Raw genomic sequence first — 19565 nt, forward strand, 5'->3', positions numbered from 1 at the left:
TTGCTAAGCGGAAATAAGGACAACGCTACGGCTTTTCAGGACATTATCCTTTTTGATTGTTAGACAATTTTTCTAACTTTTGCGAACCAATCCAATGCTTTGAAAACTGATAGGCTGCACGACCCGAACGTTGCCCGCGTGCTTGACACCATCTCAAGGCTTCAGCACGAACTTCATCGTTATATTCTAAATGTGCCTTATGAATATAGTGCTCGACGATGGTGAGGTAAAGCTGTTGATCCATTGGATAGAATGAAAGCCACATCCCAAAACGATCTGAAAGTGAAATTTTTTCTTCAATCGCTTCTTGAGGGTGTAACTCTGTATATTGCGGTACATCTACTTTACGCACAGGGGTATTTTCATGCATAAATTCAGGCAGTAAGTGACGACGGTTACTGGTCGCATAAATAATAAAATTGCTTGAACCAGATTGCAGTGAACCATCTAAGACACTTTTGAGGCTACGATAGTTTTCATCTTCAGCGTTAAAGGCCAAATCATCACAATAGACAATAAATTTCTCAGGACGATGTTCAATGAGTTTTTGAATTTTAGGAAGGTCGGATAAATCATCACGCTCGATCTCAATCAAGCGTAAACCTTGAGCTGAATATTCGGTCAGCAGGGCACGAACGATAGAAGATTTTCCTGTTCCACGTGATCCAGTCAATAAAATGTCATTTGCAGGTAAGCCATTCAGGAATTGTAAGGTATTTTGAATAATCTTTTCTTTTTGGCGTTCAATCCCTTTTAAGTCTTCCAAATGCATTTTTTTAGGTTGTTGTACTGCGAGTAATTGTTGATTTTCCCAACGAAATGCAATCGCTGAAAAATCTGTCGCTTGTTTGGGTGCTGGGAGGACTTGCTGCAACTGTGTTAAAACACTGGATAACGATTGGAGAATAGATTCAGGTAATTCCAATATAGCCATAAATACAAACCAAACTCAGTGATCAATGAATATGGATACTATCATTGCTATCACTAAAATAAAGGAAATATCATCAAAAGAATGCAATAAATAGATTTTATACTTGATTGTTGTCCGAGCTTTTTGCATTGTATAGGTGCAAGAATAGAAAAAATATGAAGACAAATTAGGATCAATCATGTTAGTTAAAATTCAAGAAAAAAAGAATACATATCAAAAACATAGAATTGATGTCCTACATGAAAGCTTAAAGCATGCAAGCAGTTATGCTGAATGGAAAGAGATCGCACTTAAATTAGATGAAGAGTCAGGTAAAGAAGAGTGGAAGTACGATAATCAGTCGCCTTATTTTGATGCGGAAGTCCTTTCAAAACGCTATAACTTATTAAAAAAATACCGCACACAACGCCGTATATTGGATCTGATTTATGTTCTGCGTGAAGGTTTGTCTTACGACTTTGCTAACATTGGTCATCCAATGTTGTTTGCAGAAACCTATATTGGTACAAAAAAAATCATTGAAAACTATGTAGAAGAAGTCAGTAATTGTCTGCAATACCTCGCATCGAGTGAATGTATTACCTTCCAATTGAAAGAAAAAATCCAGTTCTTTGATGAATGCCATAAAGCCTATGGTCAGCCAGCACTGATGTTTTCAGGTGGTGCAACACTTGGTTTGTTCCATACAGGCGTTTGTAAGACATTACTCGAACAAGATTTGATGCCAAGAGTACTCTCTGGTTCAAGTGCTGGGGCAATTATGACGGGGATGTTAGGTGTATCCGCTAGTGATAAAGTCCCAGATTTATTGAATGGAGAGCATTTTTTTAGTGATGCTTTTAAGTTCAGAAAAATCTCAGATTTGATCAAAGGGCATGGTGGAATTGCAGATGTGATGTTTCTTAAAAAGTTTTTGATGCAAAACTTGGGTGATCTGACATTTGCTGAAGCTTATGAACAATCTAAACGCCATATTAATATTGTAGTCGCGCCTTATAACACAGCTCAAAACCCACGTATTATGAATGCCTTAACCGCACCGAATGTTTTGGTATGGAGTGCAGTTTTGGCTTCGTGTGCTGTGCCTGTTTTATTTCCACCAGTGCATCTGACGAGTAAGCGCTACGATGGTCAGCATACGCCTTATATGGCAAATACCAAATGGGTAGATGGCAGTATGCGTAGTGATTTCCCTCAGGAAAAAATGGCTCGGTTGTATAATATTAATTATACGATAGCGAGTCAGGTCAATCCGCATATCGTGCCATTTATGCAAAGTGATACAGAGCGATTCCGTCGAGATGTCTTGATCTGGCCTGAAAGAATTATCCGTCATCAAGGTAAAGCAATCGCGATGGATATGATGGATTTAACTCGGAATTATATGGGAAGTTTTTTTCCAATCCGTCGTGTTTTAGATCATGGATACGGTATCTTAGGGCAACGCTATTATGGTGATGTGAATATTATTGCCCATTATGGTTTGCGCCATTATAGCTATATGCTTAAAAATCCTCGTCCGAAACTATTTAAAATATTGCAGCAGGAAGGTGAACGAGCGACATGGCCTAAGATTGCCTCAATCGAAACGCATGCACGTATTGGTAAAACTATTGAACATTGTTTAGCATCACTACGTAAGCAGGAAGAAAAGCAGCACAATGAGTATTATTACGTCGATCTTTGATCATAATTTTCAACCCACTGAATTAACTTTAAAAACAAAAAATAAAAGTTATGAATTTGGTCGACGTTTATATACATTTAAAAATGCTGAACAGCGATACTGGCTTAAATATCATCTTGCTGACACTCACTCAGTTTTGGAGCAATCTTTTCAAAATGAATTGAGTTTTTACAAACAGTATGAAAATAGAGAAATATCATTTCTATTGCCACATCACATAATTCACTTTCAAGAGCACATTATTTTTCAAGATTTAATAGAACATGGGGAAGGGCTGCTATTACCTGATTCCGAGGATTTCTTTTCTGATCTTTCTGCGCATCAAGAGATAGATGTGATTCAACAAAAAATTCTTTCTGCTTTGTCTGCATTACAATCTTTTCATAAGTTGGGATGGGGGCATGGAGACTTAAAAGCTGAACATTTTCGATACTTTGAAAATACCTGCAGACTAATTGATTTAGAGCAAAGTTTTGTTCAGGAAAGCAATAATCAAACATCATTGAATGCCACACCACACTATATGGCACCTGAGCTGTTTCATGGTATTTCTAAAACTGTGCAAAGTGATTTATATGCCTTTGGAATCATTCTTTATGAATGGCTGACACAATCACGATTAACCGCCAAGACCTATCAAGACTGGGCAGTGTTGCACTGTCAGCAATTGCAGATACAATTACCTGATCGGTTTAAGCAGTTTCTACCTCTGCTCAATGGTCTTTTACAGAAGCATGTGACATTGCGTGTTCCATCTGCCGATGATGCTATAGATGTTCTACAAATGACTTAACTTGTTGTAAAAATAAACATAAATGCTTGATTTGAATATTATATGTTCATTTAACTCAATTTTTACGGATAAAGGCTTGTCATAAAGTACGTTTCTCACTAATATGCATACCCATCGGGGGCGTGGCGAAATTGGTAGACGCACTGGATTTAGGTTCCAGCGCCGCAAGGTGTAAGAGTTCGAGTCTCTTCGCCCCCACCAAATTTAAAAAGCAAGTATATCTTGCTTTTTTTATGGTTAAGTTAGAAATGGCTCAATCATGTGGTTATAGAGGATTGGTGTAATGGTAGCATGACGGTCTCCAAAACCGTTCGTCAAGGTTCGAGTCCTTGATCCTCTGCCAAATTTTAAAAGAGACTTTTTAAAGTCTCTTTTTTTTATTGCTGTATTTTTCATTTGTATACGAAAAAAGCATTAGCTTTCAGATGCATGGTTTTTTTATAAAAAAGGCTTGTCAGCAAGAAAGTTTATCACTAATATACACATCCATCGGGGGCGTGGCGAAATTGGTAGACGCACTGGATTTAGGTTCCAGCGCCGCAAGGTGTAAGAGTTCGAGTCTCTTCGCCCCCACCAAATTTAAAAAGTAAATATTTTTACTTTTTATGATTAAGTCAGAAATGGTTTAATCACGCAGTTATAGAGGATTGGTGTAATGGTAGCATGACGGTCTCCAAAACCGTTCGTCAAGGTTCGAGTCCTTGATCCTCTGCCAAACAAATGAAGAAGCCCTTGTGATTACAAGGGCTTTTTTATGGTCTATTGCTTTGTATTTAATAAAAATAAGGTATTCGTGGTGTGGTTTTTACGAATACCTTACTCTAGTAAAATTAATAACTGAATATTAATAAATGAACTTAGAAATTTTTTCCGCCGTTTGAATCACGGTTTCAGCGATTTCATTTTTAAAATAATGCTCATCATACGTGCCCAGAGGACAGCTTACAGATAAAACAGCAGCCATTTTTCCTGTGGATTGTTTAAAAATAGGTGCTGCACATGCGGCCATATCGTGATTGTAATGTCCCCAACTGACCATTGAGCGCTGTGTTTTTACAAAGCTTAAGCGTTGAAGTAGCTCTTTCAGGTTCTTCGGGGTCAGTTCAGAAAAGGTTTCCCATTGATTAAAACCTTTATAGCGATCACGAATTTCAGTGTCATTTAGATCAGCAAGCATCATTTGTCCTATCACCGTGGCATGAGCCGGCCAGCGTGTGCCTAAACCGATGTTGCTGGTAAATGTTCCATTGGACTGAACATTATTGATAAAAACAATATGAGTACCTTCTAAGATCGAAAGATGCACTGCAAGTTGTGTCTGATCACGTAGTTCTTTCATCAACGGCGTCGCTAAATCTAGCAGAGATTGCTTCGCTAAACTGTTAAATCCGAGTTCCATGACCTTTGAATCAAGCGCATAAGTTTTTTGCGAAGCTTTTCTTAAAAAACCACAAGATTCTAAGGTGTAAATGAGACGAAACGCACTAGAACGGTTCACATCTAATATTTCAGCAATTTCTGAAATCGTCATTTCTTTGGCTTCTTTATTGAAAGCTTGCAGAATTGCTAATCCACGTACAAGCCCTGGAACAAGATAGCGGTCATCGTTTTTTGTTTCTTCATTTTCTTGCAAATCTTCATCGATGATCATGTTCATTTGGTTGAAATTCCTACATCTAAAAGTGATGAAATTAAATGGTGCATACTGCTTTATTTTGGATCTATTTAATAGATCAAAATACACAATTAAAGATTTATATGCAAAACACATTTTTCTATTAGAAACGTAACTAAATATAATTTTTTGAATAAGTATATGAACTTTATAGTGTTAATAATATTGACATAAAAACTGGATTAATATTATTCTTTTCATATGTTTTGGAAATAAACAAAAGTTTTGCATATAAAACATATTCGAGGACTATAGGAATGAGTTGGATCTCAGTTTGTCAGCAAGACGAAGTAACCGAAGACGAGCCAAAAGCCATTGAAGTTGACGGTAAAAAAATTGGCGTTTTTTTCATCGAAGAAAACTACTTTGCCATTGAAAATGTATGCCCACATGCCTTCGCCTTATTAACAGAAGGCTTTATTGAAGATCAAACCGTTGAATGCCCATTACATGAAGCGATTTTCGATATTCAAACGGGTGAGCTAAAGAGTGGACCAGGATGTCGTGATCTATGCACATATCCTGTACGAGTTGAAGGAACAGATATCCAAATTCAACTATAGGTCTTAACTAGAAGGAAGGAATCGCGTGAAAACATTTAATGAGAAGCTAGCCAACTGGATTCATGCAGTGCCAGCAACGGAAGCAGGGATTAATAATATCCAAGTTCCGGGCCAGCCAGAATTATTGATTTGGCAAACTCGCTATAAAGAACCAACAGTTTACGAGCAAGACTTTGTTCAGCATTTGATTAAAGCCTTTGCAGCAGGTGTCACCGAGCTTGCAGACGTAGTTCAGACTTTAAATCAACAAGGTTTCCGTTGTGAGTCTGGTGAGCTTTGGACTTCTGAAAGCTTTTCAGAAGAAATGCAACGTTTGGGTTATTGATTCAAGGAAGAACGATTATGAACGCAGCAGTGTCAGCTACACCAAGTGTTGAAGAATATTTAGATTTGGGTCTACGTGATCAATGGCATCCAGTTCTTGCGAGCTGGGAAGTTGCAGCAAATCCAGTCGGTATCACTCGTTTGGGTGAGAATATTGTGGTTTGGCGTGATGACCAAGGTCAAGTCCATGCTTTAGAAGATCGTTGTCCGCATCGTGGAGCACGTCTTTCTTTGGGGTGGAATCTTGGAAATCGCGTAGCTTGTTGGTATCACGGTGTTGAAGTTCGCCATGATGGTGTGGTCGAAGATGTACCAGCTGTACATGACTGTCCAATGAAAGGCACTCAATGTATAAAAAGCTATCCAGTAATCGAAGCACATGGTGCGATTTTCCTTTGGTTCGGTATTGATCCTAATGAAGCACCTAAAGCCCTCGATTTTCCTGAACAACTCGCGAGTGAAGATTGGAGTGCATTCCTTTGCCAAGCTGATTGGAAAGTGAATCATCAATATGCAATTGATAATGTCATGGACCCTATGCACGGTAGTTATTTGCACTGTACTTCGCACTCAATGGCTGAAGGTGATCGCACCGCAGAAATGAAACATCGTTCAACTGAACATGGTTTTGTTTTTGAGAAAGAAGGTCAAATTGGTGTGAACTTTGATTGGGTTGAATACGCCAATACAGGTGCAAGCTGGTTACGCCTTTCTATTCCTTATCGTAAAGATTTTGGGCCGGGCGGCGAGTTCTGGATTGTTGGATATGCAACACCAATTGATGCAGACAATACACGCGTATTCTTCTGGCGTTGCCGTAAAGTGAGTGGTTGGCAACGTAACGTCTGGCGCTTCCTTTACCGTAATCACTTAGAAAAATTGCATTGGGATGTATTAGAGCAAGATCGAATTATCTTGGAAAATCTTGCACCAAATGCACGTCAACAAGAATTTCTCTACCAACATGATGTGGGCTTATCACGCTTACGTCGTTTAATGAAAAAAGAAGCTGAAAAGCAATTAAAGAAAATTGCAGCTTTGAATACTTCAAATCGTATTGAAATGCAGGAAGAAGCACATGGCTAATGTTGCATTGTTACAAGGCAAAAAAGTCCTTGTCACAGGCGCGGCAAGAGGCTTGGGACGAGACTTTGCGCAAGCAATTGCAGAAGCAGGTGCTCAGGTCGTCATGGCGGATATTTTGGATGATCTTGTTCAAAAAGAAGCGGCTGAATTGCAGCAACAAGGTTTAAAGGTCGATGCTGTACAAATCGATTTGGCTGATGCTGTCTCAATTCAGCAGGCTGTCGAGCAGGCTGCTGAATCCCTAGGCGGAATAGATGGTTTAGTGAATTGCGCTGCGCTTGCAACCAATGTCGGCGGTAAAAGTTTGATGGATTACGATGCTGATCTCTGGGATCGAGTCATGAACATCAATGTGAAAGGGACATGGTTGGTCACTAAAGCATGTGTGCCATATCTGAAACAGGCTGATGCTGGGAAAGTGATTAATGTTGCTTCTGACACAGCTTTGTGGGGCGCACCGAATCTAATGGCTTATGTGGCGAGTAAAGGTGCTTTGGTTGCGATGACACGTTCGATGGCGCGAGAGCTTGGGCAATTCAATATTTGTATCAATACACTTTCACCAGGTTTAACACTTGTAGAAGCAACTGAATATGTACCGCAAGAACGTCATGATTTATATGTGAATGGTCGAGCGATTCAGCGTCAGCAACTACCACAGGATTTAAACGGCACAGCACTGTATTTACTGTCGGATTTGTCTTCATTCGTGACAGGTCAAAATATTCCAGTAAATGGCGGTTTTGTCTTTAATTAAGGAGTTTGTCTCATGATTACAGGGATTGAGATTTTAAAATTTGGTGTTGAGGACAGAGCTGCTTCGAATAAATTTTTGGCAGATTTTGGTCTAAAGAATACGACATCTGACATTGAAGGTACTGATCTTTATCAAACACAAAATGGCAGTAAGATTTATATATTTGACTGTGATGATGCTCGTTTACCACAAGCGATTGAATCAGGTTCAACCTTACGTGAAGTGACTTGGGGGTTGGACAATCCAGCTCAAGATTTAGCAGATTTGGCTGATCATTTAAAAGATGTTGATGGTTATCAGTCTATAGCAGATATGGTGCAATGCATTGATCCAAATGGTATGACCATTCGATTTCAAAAAAGTTTTGTGCAAGAACTACCGCAATTAAAAACCGAAGGCATTAACCAGTACGGCAGCATTAATCGTGTCAATGCAGCAAGTCCTGTCTATGAAAAAGGTCAGCCAGTTGCAATTGGTCATGTGGTGTTTTTTACCCCAGATTTAGAAAAAACTGAAAAGTTCTATATTGAGAAATTAGGTTTCTTCTTATCTGATGCTTATCGTAATCGTGGTGCTTTCTTACGTTGTCGTGGCAAGGGTTATCACCATGATTTGTTCTTATTATCGATTCCAAACAAACCTGCAGGTTTAAACCATGTTGCCTTTGTAGTTCGTGACATTCATGAAGTGATTGGCGGTGGTTTGAATATGAATCGTTCTGAATGGTCAACGTTTATCGGGCCGGGGCGTCATCCTATTTCTTCAGCATACTTTTGGTATGTAAATTCACCGTTGGGTGGTGCTTTTGAGTACTACACCAATGATGATTATTTGACTGAAGAATGGCAGCCGCGTGTAGAGGAACATCGTTTAGAACTATTTACTGAATGGGCAATTGAAGGCGGTTTGGATGACCATACACGTCGTCAAGTGAAACCTGCATAAAGCGTGACGAAGCAGGGAGAAATGCTATGGAAAGAATCGTAATCGTAGGGGCTGGACAGGCCGCTGGTTGGGCAGTCAGTACCTTACGTCAAAATGGATTTTTGGGCGAAATTCATGTGGTTTCTAATGAAGATCGTGTGTTTTACGAGCGTCCACCGCTTTCTAAACAAGTGCTGTCTAAAGAAGCCAGTTATGAAAGTTTACATCTGTTTTCTCCAGAGCAGGTGCAGGAGTTCGATATTCAATGGCATAAGCCTGCTTTAGCAACTCAAGTCGATCGTCAACACAAACAAGTCATCTTAAATGATGGTCAAATTTTGCCTTATGACAAGCTATTGATTGCAACAGGAAGTCGCGCTCGTGTACCCGTAAATACGTGGCAGTTTATTCCTAATGTCGTCACGCTGCGTAATGTACAAGATTGCGAACGTCTTGCTGAAATTTTGCAGCATGCTCAGAAATTGGCGGTAGTCGGTGGTGGTTGGATCGGTTTGGAAATTGCTGCAACTGCACGCAAGCAAGGTAAAGAAGTTCATATCTTTGAATATGGTGATCGACTTTGTGCGCGTAGCGTGAGTCCTGATGTGTCAGCATTTTTAAAAGATATGCATGAGCAACAAGGCACACAGATTCATTTAAATAGTAAAAACCTACATTTGATTGAAGCAGGTCAGCAAAAAGTTGAAGTTGTAAATCATCCAAATGCAAGTGAGCTATTTGATTGTGTGGTGGTGGGTGCTGGAGCTGATATTGCTAAAGAGCTTGGTGTAAATGCAGGCTTAGAAGTGAAAGACGGTATCGTCGTAAATTGTTTTGGACAGACTTCTGATCAAGATATTTATGCTGCTGGTGATGTCGCGATTCATCCGAGTTTAGGTTATTGCATTCAGTCATGGGCAAATGCACAAAACCAAGCGATTGCAGCAGCAAAATCGATGTTGGGCATGGAAACAGAATATGCTGACATTCCTTGGCTTTGGTCTGATCAATATCACTTCAATATTCAGATATTGGGAACTTACCAACCTGAAAGAACAGAACAGATTGTGGTGCGCAAAAGTGCGGCAGATCAATGTAGTTACCTCTATCTTGATGATCAAAATCGTTTGATCAACATGATTGCAATCAATGATTCGAAACTGGTCAAACTGGCAAAACGTTGGATGCAATCCAACACCATTTTAGACCCAAAACTATTAGCAGACCCTGAATTTAATGTCATGAAATTAAAACCGTAAACATTGATTCCGGTTCATTACGCAATCGAAGGAATGAAGTATGAGTAATGAAGAGAAAAGAGGATTTAAGCATTGGGTTCCTGCTTTTGTCCTGATGGTGTGTGTTGTTCTCGCGTTTTTCGACAAGATTAGTATTGCTGTGTTATTTGCAGATCCACATTTCCAAGGTGCGATGGGGATTGCTGAAGATAAAGCAAAACTTGGATGGTTAATGACGAGCTTCTTATTGGCTTACGGTTTTTCATCTGTCTTTCTGAGTTTTTTGGGCGATATTTTCAATCCAAAGAAAATGTTGTTTTGGAGCGTTGCGTCTTGGGGGGTGCTCATGTTTTGCATGGGGTTTACCACACACTACGAAGGAATGTTAGTGCTTCGAGTTCTGCTCGGTTTAGCTGAAGGTCCATTATTTGCCTTGGCATATACCATCGTGAAGCAAACCTATACTGATCGTCAGCAAGCACGAGCTTCCACCATGTTCCTGTTAGGAACACCAATCGGTGCATTCTTGGGTTTCCCAATTACAGCGGCAGTTTTAGCAAAACATGATTGGCATACCACATTCTTTGTGATGGCTGGCTTAACGGTAATTGCATTAATTGCCATCGTATTTGGTCTACGCAATTTACAGCTCAAGAAAACCATTGAACTTGATTCGACCAGTAAACGTATCAACTTCAAAGGCCATATTCAAAACACCAAGATTTTATTGCAGAACAGTTCTTTTTGGTTGGTGTGTATCTTCAACATTGCATTGATGACTTACCTCTGGGGATTAAACAGTTGGGTTCCTTCTTATTTAATCCAAGACAAAGGCTTCAATCTTAAAGAGTTCGGTATTTATTCAAGTTTCCCATTCATCGCCATGTTGATTGGTGAAGTGATCGGTGCATTCCTTTCAGACAAGTTAGGTCGCCGAGCAGTGCAAGTTTTCGGTGGTTTATTGGTTGCGGGCATCTTTATGTACGTGATGGTGTTAATGACTGAACCTCATTTAGTGATCGCAGCAATGTCTTTAAGTGCAATGGCTTGGGGCTTCGGTGTCGCAGCAGTATTTGCCTTACTTGCCCGTGTGACAACAGCTGATGTCGGTGCAACAGCAGGAGGAATTTTCAATGGATTGGGTAATTTTGCCAGTGCGATTGCGCCAGTTCTAATCGGCTACATCGTGATGCAAACCAACAGTTTTAATTTAGGAATTACCTTCTTAGCAGCAGTCGCCGTTATTGGGTCGTTCTTCTTGGTTCCTTTATTGAAACGTTATTAATCAAACTATTCATCAAAAACCTAGGAGTTAAAAATGTCTACTCAACAATTTGAATCATGGACACAGCCAGAAGGCACGAATTTAGAAGATTGGTTAAATACACGTATCGCACGTTTTGAAACACGTAAATATGACTTTGATGCGCTGAAGTTCCAAGCTGACTATGACCCTAAATATCGCCGTGCACAAATGCGTTATATGGGTACTGGTGCAACGGGTGTGGTGAATGATGGCAACACCGTTCCAGCTGAAAACTTCACTTTTTCAACCATGGTTTTACCTGCCCAATGTGAAGGACCACTGCACATTCATCACGATGTGGAAGAAGTGTTTTTCATGTTACGTGGTGAGATTGATCTGTTCATTGAGCATAACGGTGAAAAATTCCAGACCAAATTGAAAGAGCGTGATCTGATTTCAATTCCACCAGGTATTTACCGTGGTTTGTTTAATCCTGGTCAAGAAGATGCCTTGATGTGTGTGATGTTAGGGGCTGGAAAACCAACCATTCCGAACTATCCACCTGAGCATCCATTGTCTCAAATTAAACGTTAATCAACGCGATTAACTGTAAAAGGAATGAAATGATGACTTTGATTGACACATTAGCCAAATACCCAGTGCAAACCATTGAGATCAATGGTCAGTTGCAAGCCTATCGTGAAGCAGGGCAAGGCCAAACACTGATTCTGTTGCATGGTATCAGCTCAGGTTCTGCATCTTGGGTCAATCAGCTCGATGTGCTCAGTCATCATTTTCATGTCATTGCTTGGGATGCGCCGGGTTATGGCTTATCTGAGAACTTAGATACTGAGCAGCCAATTGCAACTGATTATGCTCAGCGTGTGCTGGCGATCATGGATGCATTAGCAATTTCTAAAGCCATTATCGTCGGTCATTCATTAGGCGCATTACAGGCAAGTGCCTTTGCCCATCTTTATCCTGAACGAGTTGAAACTTTAATCATTGCTAACGCTGCACAAGGCTATCAACGATCAGATGAAGCAACCAAAGCACAAGTTTATCAAAAACGCCCAAATATGTTGAAAAGCTTGGGGAATGCTGGGATGGCGGCGAGTCGTGGACCACATTTAATTTATAAACAAGACCCACAAGCACTGGCATTGGTCAGTAAGGTGATGGGGCAACTCACTTTAGACGGTTTTACGCGAGCATCGTATTTGTTGGCGTATGACGAGATTAGAAATTATTTAACAGATATCAAAGTTGCATGTGTGGTGATTGCGGGTGACAAGGATGAAATAACACCTGCTCAAGCCATCATGGAACTGGCGATGGAAATGCAATTGAGCCGATGTCATCTCATTACAGATGCAGGTCATCTGAGTTATGTCGATCAACCTGATCAGTTTAACGACATTGTTTTATCGGCAAATTAAGATTTAAACGAGAGATATGGATATGAGCTTCCAAGTTGAAGGAAAAGTAGCAGTTGTAACAGGTGGCTCGTCAGGCATTGGTTTGGCTGCTGTAGAAATTTTAGTTGCAGAAGGTGCAAAGGTGGCATGGTGTGGTCGAGATGAAGCACGGTTAGCATCATCAAAGCTTTATATTTTAGAAAAATATCCACATGCCAATATTTACACCAGCATCTGCAACGTTTTGGACAAAGAAGATGTAAAACGATTTGCACATGATGTGAAGCAAAACTTAGGCAATGTCGACATGTTGATCAATAACGCAGGTCAAGGTCGTGTGTCGAATTTTGAAAATACTCAAGACGAAGATTGGATGAAAGAAATCGAACTTAAATATTTCAGTGTATTGCATCCAGTTCGCGCATTTTTAAATGATTTAAAAGATTCAGCATGTGGCTCAATTACCAATGTCAATTCATTGTTGGCATTGCAACCTGAGCCTCACATGATCGCAACGTCATCTGCACGTGCGGCGTTATTAAATTTAACGCATTCACTGGCACATGAATTTACTCAATATGGTATCCGTGTGAATTCAATCCTACTCGGTATGGTCGAGTCGGCACAGTGGAAACGCCGCTTTGAAACACGTTCAGACCCAAATCTGTCATGGGAACAATGGACAGGTAATATTGCAAAAAATCGTGGTATTCCGATGCATCGTTTAGGCAAGCCAGAAGAACCAGCTCGTGCCTTGGTCTTTCTCGCATCACCTTTAGCATCCTATACCACAGGTTCAACCCTAGATGTTTCTGGCGGATTTAATAAGCATGTATAAGGTGTGCACATGAAACAGTTGATGATGATTGGTTTTGGCGCAATAGCAGCAGAAGTGTATGCCCATATGCCGCAAGACTTACAACTTAAATGGATTGTAGTGCCAGCACGGAGTGTTGAAAAAGTTCAGGCACAAGTTGCTCCCGAAGTGCAAGTAATTAGTTCAATTGATGAATGTCAGGGCACACCTGATTACGTGATTGAGGTTGCTGGTCAAGCTGCGGTGAAAGAGCATGCACAAAAGGTATTGGAAAAAGGCTGGACTATTGGGTTGATCTCAGTTGGGACTTTGGCTGATAACGAGTTTTTGATTCAGTTAAAAAATACCGCTGAGCAACATGATGCCCATTTACATCTTTTAGCAGGTGCAATTGCGGGTATTGATGGTATTTCAGCTGCCAAAGAAGGTGGCTTGGAAAAGGTGACTTATAAGGGTTGTAAAAGTCCAAACAGTTGGCGTGGAAGCTACGCAGAACAGTTGGTTGATCTTGATCTAGTGAGTGAAGCAACGGTGTTCTTTCGTGGAACAGCAAGAGAGGCAGCACTTAAATTTCCAGCAAATGCCAATGTTGCGGCAACGATTGCTTTAGCTGGTTTGGGAATGGATCAAACCTTGGTCGAGCTAACTGTCGATCCAACGATTAATAAGAACAAACACACCATCGTGGCAGAAGGTTTGTTCGGCGAAATGACGATTGAACTGGTGGGTGTACCTTTGGCAAGTAACCCAAAAACCTCGACATTGGCTGCACTAAGTGTAATTCGTGCATGTCGAAATAGTGTTGAAGCAATTCAGATTTAAAGGATTTGATCATGGTAAAGGAAATTTATATCGCTGGTGAATGGCGATTAGGTCGAGGTGACACGATTCAAAGTCTGTTTCCAGCAGATCAATCTGTGAATGCTGAGATTTCAACGGCGAGTTTGGATGATGTCAATGAAGCGGTAGAAAAAGCGGATCTTGCTTGGCGACAGTCTTCATGGCGCAACAGTATGCCTCACGAACGCGCACGAATTTTATATAAAGTGGCTGACATTATTGAAGCGCGTGTTGATGAACTTTCAAAGCTACAAACCCGAGACAACGGTAAACCACTGGCTGAGACGCGTGCCTTAACCTTGAGTGCGGCTGCAACAGCACGTTATGTCGCAGCGGCGTGTGAAACCTTAAATGATGAGTTAACCACACAACGTGCGCCAGATTTTATGACCATGAGTGTGCATGAACCTGTTGGGGTTGTAGCAGCGATTACACCATGGAATTCACCGATAGCCAGTGAAGTGCAAAAGTTAGCTCCTGCATTGGCTGGCGGTAATGCTGTAGTGCTCAAACCAGCAGAAGTGACTTCACTGATCGCTTTAGAACTTGCCAAAATTTTTGAAGAAGCAGGTTTACCTAAAGGTTTATTGAGTGTGTTGGTTGGTCGTGGCTCAGTTATTGGTGATGCAATCGTAAAGCATCCATTGGTACGCAAAATTTCATTTACGGGTGGAACGAGTACGGGGCGTCATTTAGCACACATCGCAGCAGATAAGCTAATCACTACATCTTTAGAACTTGGTGGGAAATCGCCAACAATCGTGATGCAAGATGCTGATATTGAGCTTGCAGCAAAAGGTGTGGCTTATGGCATTTTTAGCTCAGCAGGTCAGGCATGTATTGCAGGATCACGCTTATTCGTTCATCACAGCATTTACGATCAATTCTTAAATCGTCTAGTTGAAATCACCAAGGGTTTACGTGTTGGACACCCTGAAACAGCAGGGATGCATTTGGGTTCGTTGATCAATCCTAAACATTTAGCTTCTGTTGATGCTTATGTTCAATTGGCCAAAAAAGAAGGCGGTCAGGTTCTTGTCGGCGGTGAGGCATTGACTGAAGGTGATTTAGCAAAAGGTAGCTTCTATTTACCGACCATTATCACAGGTCTAAATAACTCAGCTCAAACCTGTCAGGAAGAAATTTTTGGCCCTGTGTTGGTGGTCATGAAATATGACGATGAGGCAGATTTAATTGCCCAAGCCAATGACAGTTGTTTTGGCTTGGCAGCGGGGATTTGGACGGAAAACTATCGCAAAGCGTGGCAACTAGCACGTGCTTTAGAAGTGGGAACAGTTTGGATCAATACCTACAAAAAATTCTCAATCTCAGCACCATTTGGTGGTTTCAAAGAAAGTGGAATTGGACGTGAAAAAGGTCGTTTAGGCATCTTGGCGTATATGCAACAGAAAAGCATTTATATGGGATTAAGCGAACAGCCAAATCCTTGGTGCGATTGATAAATTCATGGAAAGAACAAGTTTTTGAGGAATATAGTAATGACAGAACGTGTAAATGTAGGCGAAGCAATCGCTCGTGTTTTAGAGGCGCACCAAGTTGATAGTATCTACGGCGTTATTTCAATTCACAATTTACCAATTGCTGATGCCGTAGGTCGCCGTGAAAAAATTCGCTTTGTCGCGGCGCGTGGTGAAGCAGGTGCAGTGACGATGGCAGATGGTCATTCACGCTTTAAAGGTTTGGGCGTTGCTTTAACCAGCACTGGTGCAGGTGCAGGTAATGCGGTGGGTTCGTTGATTGAAGCGATGAATGCGGGTAGTCCAGTTTTGCATTTAACAGGTCAAGTTGAACGTGAATATTTAGATCGCGATGCAAGTTTCATTCACGAAACTAAAGATCAGCTGACTTTCTTACGTGCATCGAGCAAAGCAGCATTTCGTATTACTAGCCCTGACAATGCGGTCGGCGTAATTCGTGAAGCGATTCGTGTCGCGACTACTGTGCCAATGGGGCCAGTTAGTGTTGAGCTACCGATTGATGTTCAAGCCGCTGAAATTGATTTACCGTTGAATTTAGGACCAGTCAAAGCACTTGAATTGCCTCAAGCTGATCAGACCGAAGTTGATTTGATCATTGATGAAATCAAGAAAGCCAAACGTCCAATTTTTTGGATCGGCGGTGGTACGCTCAATAGTGTTGATGAAGTTAAAGCAATTGCTGATCTTGGTATTCCAGTAGTGTCTTCAACCCATGCACGCGGTGTATTGGCAGATGAGCATCCCCGTAGCTTAGGTGCATTTCATAACTCAACAGGCGTTGAGCAACTTTTAAAAGATGCAGATTTATTGGTTGTTGTGGGTTCTCGTTTACGTAGTAATGAAACCAAAACCTATTCAGTGCAGTTCCCTGACAATATTATTCAAATCGATGCCAGCCCTGTTGCACAACAACGTAATTACAAAATTCGTAATTTTATTTGTGGTGATGCAAAAGATGTATTGCAACGTATTCTCACAGGCTTAGCGAACGTATCTAAAGTAGATACTGAATATGATGCAGCAGTTGTTGCCGCGAAACAGGCAGCAATCAATGCATTACGTACACAGCTTGATCAATATGCATTGATCTGTGATCACCTCCGTGCAGCTTTGCCACAAGATGGAATTTTTGTTCGTGATATTACGAAGTCAGGTAGTACATGGGGCAGTCGATTATTCCCAGTACAAGCACCAAATCAAAATATTCATTCATTGGCAGGAGCAATTGGTCTTGGTTTAGCGACTGCAATTGGTGCCTCAATTGCCAATCCTGACAAAAAAGTGATCGGTTTAGTTGGTGATGGTGGCTTGATGTTGGGGATCGGAGAGATCGCTACCATGGCTCAAGAGAATACCAATATGGTACTCATGATCATGAATGATGGTGGTTATGGAGTAATGCGAGGTATTCAAAACAATTACTTCGGTGGTCGTCAGTATTTCAATGAATTGCATACACCAGATTACAAAGTTTTAGGTGAGGCAATGGGCGTGAAAAGCTGGAAAGTAGGCAGTGCTGATGAATTCAAAACGGCAATTCAAGAGGCAATTGATTTCCAAGGGCCAACAGTGATTGAACTCGATATGAATTCGATTGGGCCACTTAATTTTGCAGGACCACCGCAGAAGAAATTGTATTAACCAGTTTGGGCATTCGGTCATTGGGCGATGAAGCCGAATGTCCATTAAATTACAGCAGGTAAAAATTTTTTGCCTAAAAAACAATAAAAACTATGTTTTATAGGTAAAACAAAAACCAAACCAATAGGATTGTTGGTAAAAAACCGAAGGAATATGAAATGAAAAAGACAGCTATGGTTGTGATGCTAGGCGCAGTTTATTTAGGTGGGATGTCTAATGTATTTGCACAGAGCTCAGCATTACAGTGGAAAAGTGAAGACGGAACAGATTCTGTTCAGTTAGGTGGGGTAGTTCGACTTAACCAGCGTTATGAAAACTGGGAAGGTGAGAATGGTGGTTTTGGGAAACTCCATTTTGATATTTTTAGGGTTGATCTAAAAGGTAAATTTGATGATGCCTATTTCAATGCCAGTTATCTTTTTCAAGATCAAGAGAAACGATCAATTGAAAAAGCCTATGTTGGATATAACCTGAATGAAAACAATAACATTGAAGCAGGTTTTGTCTACAAACCATTTGCAATTTATCCTTATCCGCAAAATGGATGGACTTACCACATTCCATTTTTCCTCGGTTATGGCAACAATATCGCGCCAGGTATAAATTGGAATTTTCACAATAAAGATTGGGATCTCAAGCTAGGCTATTATCCAGAGATGCTTTCAACCAATTTGCGATATTCACCTGAAAGCGCGACTTATGATGATTTATCTGAGAATGCATTTCCAACCCAAAGTGCTTATCAAAATGAAAAGCGTCACCAACTTAACACACGTATTGTCCGAAAATTGGAAACGGATTTTGGTAAGCAAGAGTTTGGTGTTTCAGGTGCAATTGCTCAACTACATAATAAGACGACCGATAAAAACGGCAAATATTATGCAGTTGGATTGCATACCGATAACAATTACAAACGATTTAATTTACAAAGCTCAGTGATTCATTATCAATACGATGCGAAAAACCCTGATGGGGTAAATGATGATATGACACTGATGGGTGCAAATGGTTTAACGCCTGCTTATTTCATTGCATCTGAAGGAACAGTTGCCAGTCTGAACCTTGCTTATACCTTACCTGTGCAAGATATGGGCAAATTAAAAGCAATTCGTTTCTATAATGATTATAGTTACTTAGATAAAAAACGCGATGATTGGTCAGACTCACAAATGAATACAACCGGTATGATGTTTATTGCTTCACCATTTATGGTTTGGGCAGATTATACGTGGGGTAAAAACTCCAATATTATTGGCGGAGCAACCAATGCCACTGGATTTACATCTACGGTATCACCAAATAGTGATAAATGGTTATATCGAATTAATTTGAATATTGGTTTTAGTTTTTAATTGAAAATAGGAGATGAAGAGGGCTATGTGCTGCTCTTCATCTCAGATTTATTTCTCAGCAGTTTGGCTGATGTTGTCGTAATAAGGCAATGTATTTTTTGCCGTTAATTCTTTATGACAATGCTCACAACTCATCAATGCTTTTGTTTTATATCCACAATCTTTGTGCATGTATTCTAACACTGGATATTTATTGTCTTCGTTATGCCAGTAATTGCCCCAAGTTGTGACCGCCATGATAATCGGGTATAAAGCCAAGCCTTTTTCAGTTAGCTTATATTCATATCGTTTAGGTGCTTCTTGATACAGCACTTTTTCAAAAATTTTATTATCTACAAGTCTATTTAAACGTTCAGTGAGTAAGTGACGAGTAATACCCAGTTGTTTCTGAAAATCGTCAAAACGGCGTGTTCTTAAAAAAGCATTACGGATAATCAAAAGTGTCCATCGATCACCAAAAATCGATAAGCTTCTAGCAATTGGACAACTCATTTCACCCAATTCATGCCATTTCATGTTTTACCTCTACTGATATCACCTTAGACAAAAGATATTGCCAAGTTTGTAAAGTCATACGTGTAAATACATCATCACGTTGACAATTTATCTTAGCATAGTTATGGTATGAATAATAAGTTCTAAAAAAGAACTTAAGTATATCTGCTACATTTGTGAGTGTGATCTAAATTGTGTTGAAAGATTTAGCTTTGATAAAACGGAACAGCTAAGCATTTGTAGGTTGGGTAAATTCTGCCCTAATCTAAGTAATTG

19 protein-coding genes and 4 tRNA genes are annotated in these 19565 nt (G+C 40.3%); 20 read left to right on the top strand and 3 right to left on the bottom strand.

Annotated elements, in window-relative coordinates:
• Positions 1–43: 43 nt before the first annotated feature.
• The gene (locus ACF8D3_RS02970) at positions 44–934 is read right to left on the bottom strand and encodes an ATP-binding protein (RefSeq protein WP_004880580.1); all 891 of its coding nucleotides are present in this window, start codon (positions 932–934) and stop codon (positions 44–46) included.
• A 178-nt stretch (positions 935–1112) separates the two neighbouring features.
• Between ACF8D3_RS02970 and ACF8D3_RS02975 the strand changes: the two genes are divergently transcribed.
• The 6 genes from ACF8D3_RS02975 (at position 1113) to ACF8D3_RS03000 (ending at position 4129) form a co-directional block, all read left to right on the top strand.
• Positions 1113–2621, top strand: coding sequence for a DUF3336 domain-containing protein (locus ACF8D3_RS02975; protein ID WP_392470051.1), 1509 nt, complete (start codon positions 1113–1115; stop codon positions 2619–2621).
• Positions 2596–3414, top strand: coding sequence for a protein kinase (locus tag ACF8D3_RS02980; protein ID WP_392470053.1), 819 nt, complete (start codon positions 2596–2598; stop codon positions 3412–3414). Before ACF8D3_RS02975 ends, ACF8D3_RS02980 begins: the two co-directional genes overlap by 26 nt.
• 116 nt (positions 3415–3530) lie before the next feature.
• Positions 3531–3615, top strand: a tRNA-Leu gene (locus ACF8D3_RS02985).
• Between the two features lie 68 nt (positions 3616–3683).
• A tRNA-Trp gene (locus ACF8D3_RS02990) sits at positions 3684–3757 on the top strand.
• A gap of 148 nt (positions 3758–3905) precedes the next feature.
• Positions 3906–3990: transfer RNA gene (locus tag ACF8D3_RS02995), tRNA-Leu, on the top strand.
• A gap of 65 nt (positions 3991–4055) precedes the next feature.
• Positions 4056–4129 (top strand) — tRNA-Trp (locus ACF8D3_RS03000).
• 129 nt (positions 4130–4258) lie between these two features.
• On the opposite strand, the gene ACF8D3_RS03005 is transcribed toward ACF8D3_RS03000, so the two are convergent.
• The gene (locus ACF8D3_RS03005; RefSeq protein ID WP_004880561.1) at positions 4259–5071 is read right to left on the bottom strand and encodes an IclR family transcriptional regulator; all 813 of its coding nucleotides are present in this window, start codon (positions 5069–5071) and stop codon (positions 4259–4261) included.
• 275 nt (positions 5072–5346) lie between these two features.
• Between ACF8D3_RS03005 and ACF8D3_RS03010 the strand changes: the two genes are divergently transcribed.
• The 14 genes from ACF8D3_RS03010 to ACF8D3_RS03075 all read left to right on the top strand — a co-directional run bounded on the left by ACF8D3_RS03010 (position 5347) and on the right by ACF8D3_RS03075 (position 18794).
• Positions 5347–5652 carry a non-heme iron oxygenase ferredoxin subunit gene (locus tag ACF8D3_RS03010; RefSeq protein ID WP_004880559.1) on the top strand — a complete coding sequence of 102 codons (306 nt, stop codon included), beginning with the start codon at positions 5347–5349 and terminating at the stop codon, positions 5650–5652.
• Between the two features lie 25 nt (positions 5653–5677).
• Complete coding sequence (locus tag ACF8D3_RS03015) at positions 5678–5977, top strand: recombinase-like helix-turn-helix domain-containing protein (protein WP_392470055.1); 300 nt, start codon at positions 5678–5680, stop codon at positions 5975–5977.
• Between the two features lie 17 nt (positions 5978–5994).
• Entirely contained in the window at positions 5995–7062 is a 1068-nt protein-coding gene (locus ACF8D3_RS03020) for an aromatic ring-hydroxylating dioxygenase subunit alpha (protein ID WP_278394520.1), read from the top strand.
• A complete protein-coding gene (locus ACF8D3_RS03025; RefSeq protein ID WP_007483763.1) occupies positions 7055–7819 on the top strand; it encodes an SDR family oxidoreductase in 765 nt (254 codons plus the stop codon). The genes ACF8D3_RS03020 and ACF8D3_RS03025 overlap by 8 nt, the downstream gene beginning before the upstream one ends.
• Before the next feature lie 12 nt (positions 7820–7831).
• Positions 7832–8764 carry a VOC family protein gene (locus tag ACF8D3_RS03030; RefSeq protein WP_392470058.1) on the top strand — a complete coding sequence of 311 codons (933 nt, stop codon included), beginning with the start codon at positions 7832–7834 and terminating at the stop codon, positions 8762–8764.
• 26 nt (positions 8765–8790) lie between these two features.
• Positions 8791–10002, top strand: a complete 1212-nt coding sequence (locus ACF8D3_RS03035) for an NAD(P)/FAD-dependent oxidoreductase (protein ID WP_392470060.1) — start codon at positions 8791–8793, stop codon at positions 10000–10002.
• A 40-nt stretch (positions 10003–10042) separates the two neighbouring features.
• A complete protein-coding gene (locus tag ACF8D3_RS03040; protein WP_392470061.1) occupies positions 10043–11266 on the top strand; it encodes an MFS transporter in 1224 nt (407 codons plus the stop codon).
• 33 nt (positions 11267–11299) lie between these two features.
• Positions 11300–11821: a cupin domain-containing protein gene (locus ACF8D3_RS03045; protein WP_004880546.1), complete on the top strand. Its 522-nt coding sequence runs from the start codon at positions 11300–11302 to the stop codon at positions 11819–11821.
• Positions 11822–11850: 29 nt separating this feature from the next.
• Positions 11851–12666, top strand: a complete 816-nt coding sequence (locus ACF8D3_RS03050; RefSeq protein WP_392470063.1) for an alpha/beta fold hydrolase — start codon at positions 11851–11853, stop codon at positions 12664–12666.
• A 22-nt stretch (positions 12667–12688) separates the two neighbouring features.
• Complete coding sequence (locus tag ACF8D3_RS03055) at positions 12689–13483, top strand: SDR family oxidoreductase (protein ID WP_031234625.1); 795 nt, start codon at positions 12689–12691, stop codon at positions 13481–13483.
• 9 nt (positions 13484–13492) lie between these two features.
• Entirely contained in the window at positions 13493–14284 is a 792-nt protein-coding gene (locus ACF8D3_RS03060; protein WP_392470065.1) for an aspartate dehydrogenase, read from the top strand.
• Positions 14285–14295: 11 nt separating this feature from the next.
• Positions 14296–15762 carry an aldehyde dehydrogenase gene (locus ACF8D3_RS03065; RefSeq protein WP_392470067.1) on the top strand — a complete coding sequence of 489 codons (1467 nt, stop codon included), beginning with the start codon at positions 14296–14298 and terminating at the stop codon, positions 15760–15762.
• 39 nt (positions 15763–15801) lie between these two features.
• Complete coding sequence (locus ACF8D3_RS03070) at positions 15802–17442, top strand: thiamine pyrophosphate-binding protein (RefSeq protein WP_392470069.1); 1641 nt, start codon at positions 15802–15804, stop codon at positions 17440–17442.
• Positions 17443–17600: 158 nt separating this feature from the next.
• Entirely contained in the window at positions 17601–18794 is a 1194-nt protein-coding gene (locus tag ACF8D3_RS03075) for a hypothetical protein (protein ID WP_007483749.1), read from the top strand.
• Positions 18795–18842: 48 nt separating this feature from the next.
• On the opposite strand, the gene ACF8D3_RS03080 is transcribed toward ACF8D3_RS03075, so the two are convergent.
• Entirely contained in the window at positions 18843–19310 is a 468-nt protein-coding gene (locus ACF8D3_RS03080; protein ID WP_007483747.1) for a helix-turn-helix domain-containing protein, read from the bottom strand.
• Positions 19311–19565: the final 255 nt, after the last annotated feature.

The sequence above is a fragment of the Acinetobacter sp. YQ_14 genome (assembly GCF_043102985.1).
Classification (GTDB): domain Bacteria; phylum Pseudomonadota; class Gammaproteobacteria; order Pseudomonadales; family Moraxellaceae; genus Acinetobacter; species Acinetobacter venetianus.